2 protein-coding genes and 6 tRNA genes are annotated in these 1,690 nt (G+C 70.4%); 2 read left to right on the forward strand and 6 right to left on the reverse strand.

What is annotated here, in order from left to right; all coding sequences use genetic code 11:
• Positions 1–713 (forward strand): phosphotransferase family protein (locus CCN56_RS33620; protein ID WP_107484263.1); only part of this gene is annotated, 713 nt, incomplete at its 5' end.
• A 67-nt stretch (positions 714–780) separates the two neighbouring features.
• Positions 781–1,068, forward strand: coding sequence for a zf-TFIIB domain-containing protein (locus CCN56_RS33625; RefSeq protein ID WP_086831625.1), 288 nt, complete (start codon positions 781–783; stop codon positions 1,066–1,068).
• 51 nt (positions 1,069–1,119) lie between these two features.
• Here the strand turns inward: CCN56_RS33625 and CCN56_RS33630 are convergent.
• The 6 genes from CCN56_RS33630 to CCN56_RS33655 form a co-directional block, all read right to left on the reverse strand.
• A tRNA-Val gene (locus CCN56_RS33630) sits at positions 1,120–1,194 on the reverse strand.
• Positions 1,195–1,223: 29 nt separating this feature from the next.
• A tRNA-Val gene (locus CCN56_RS33635) sits at positions 1,224–1,295 on the reverse strand.
• Positions 1,296–1,322: 27 nt separating this feature from the next.
• Positions 1,323–1,397: transfer RNA gene (locus CCN56_RS33640), tRNA-Val, on the reverse strand.
• Between the two features lie 34 nt (positions 1,398–1,431).
• Positions 1,432–1,503 (reverse strand) — tRNA-Val (locus tag CCN56_RS33645).
• A 1-nt stretch (position 1,504) separates the two neighbouring features.
• Positions 1,505–1,578 (reverse strand) — tRNA-Cys (locus CCN56_RS33650).
• Positions 1,579–1,617: 39 nt separating this feature from the next.
• Positions 1,618–1,690, reverse strand: a tRNA-Gly gene (locus CCN56_RS33655).

The raw sequence follows: 1,690 nt of genomic DNA on the forward strand, positions 1-1,690 counted from the left end.
TCGGCGGCGTCTTCCTGCCGCCCCTCCCGCTGCCGCGGTCCGGCCCCGACGCGCTCGACGACCGCCCGGTCACCGTCTGGCCGTACGGTCCGCCCGTCGCCCCGGAGGACCCCGACGCCGCACCGTGGGAGGAGGCGGCGCGGCTCCTCGCGCTGCTGCACGGGACCCCGCCCCCGCCCGGCTGGGCCGACCGCCTCCCGGACATGCGGGCTCCGGCGAAGGCGGCCCTCGCGGTGGACCGGATGCGTCGCACGGCTCCGGACCACCCGGCGACGGCCACCGTCCTGGAGGCCTGGCGGACGGTCCCGGAAGCCCCCGCGGCGTACCGGCTCCTCTGCCACGGCGACTTCCACCTGGGCCAGCTGGTCCGCGACACCCGCTCGGGGGCCGACGCCCCCTGGCGGCTCATCGACATCGACGACCTGGGCCTCGGCGACCCCGCCTGGGATCTGGCCCGGCCCGCCGCCTGGTTCGCCGCCGGCCTCCTGCCGCCCGAGGTCTGGTCCCGCTTCCTCGGCGCGTACCAGGAGGCGGGCGGCCCCGCCGTGGGCGCCGACCCGTGGGACCGGCTCGACGTGCCCGCCCGGGCCCTGACGGTCCAGACCGCCGCCCTGGCCCTCGCCAAGTCCACGGCCGGGCGCCGGCCGCTCGACGAGGTGGAGGAAGTGATGATCGACACCTGCGCCCGCATCGCCGGACGTCGAACCGGGTAGGCACTTCCGGCGTCCACATAGGGTGAAGCCACCATTCGAACGGTAATGTCAGGGAGTTGAGCCGAGCATGCAGTGTCCCAAGTGCCATGCGGCCATGCACACGTACAACCGCAACGGTGTCCAGATCGAGCAGTGCAGCGGTTGCCGGGGCATATTCCTGGACTACGGAGAGCTGGAGGCCCTGACCCGCCTGGAGTCCCAGTGGGTCCAGCAGGCACCGCCCGTCCCGCCGGCCTACCCGGCGCAGCCCGCCGCGCCCGCCTGGGGTGCCCCGCACCACGGCGGCCACCACGGTGGTCACCACGGCGGTCACCACCACAAGGGCGGTTTCGGGCGGCTGCTCTTCTCCTCCTGACGGGGATACGGAGAAGCCCCCGGTCGCGAGCTGCGACCGGGGGCTTCCTGGTGGTGCGCGATACTGGGATTGAACCAGTGACCTCTTCCGTGTCAGGGAAGCGCTCTCCCGCTGAGCTAATCGCGCGGGTACACCCGAGGGGTGCCTGTACTGCGTGCGCGATACTGGGATTGAACCAGTGACCTCTTCCGTGTCAGGGAAGCGCTCTCCCGCTGAGCTAATCGCGCGGGCGCACCCGAGGGGTGCGTGAACTGTGGTGCGCGATACTGGGATTGAACCAGTGACCTCTTCCGTGTCAGGGAAGCGCTCTCCCGCTGAGCTAATCGCGCGGGGGATCCGGAGATCCGGGATCCGAAGATCCAGTGGACGATACTGGGATTGAACCAGTGACCTCTTCCGTGTCAGGGAAGCGCTCTCCCGCTGAGCTAATCGTCCTTGGAGGTGGAGACGGGATTTGAACCCGTGTAGACGGCTTTGCAGGCCGTTGCCTCGCCTCTCGGCCACTCCACCAGGAGTGATAACGGGGGTTCGGGAAGATCCCCCACATCGAGCGGACGACGAGATTCGAACTCGCGACCCTCACCTTGGCAAGGTGATGCTCTACCAACTGAGCCACGTCCGC

The sequence above is a fragment of the Streptomyces sp. NRRL B-24572 genome (assembly GCF_002156145.1).
Lineage (GTDB): Bacteria > Actinomycetota > Actinomycetes > Streptomycetales > Streptomycetaceae > Streptomyces > Streptomyces vietnamensis.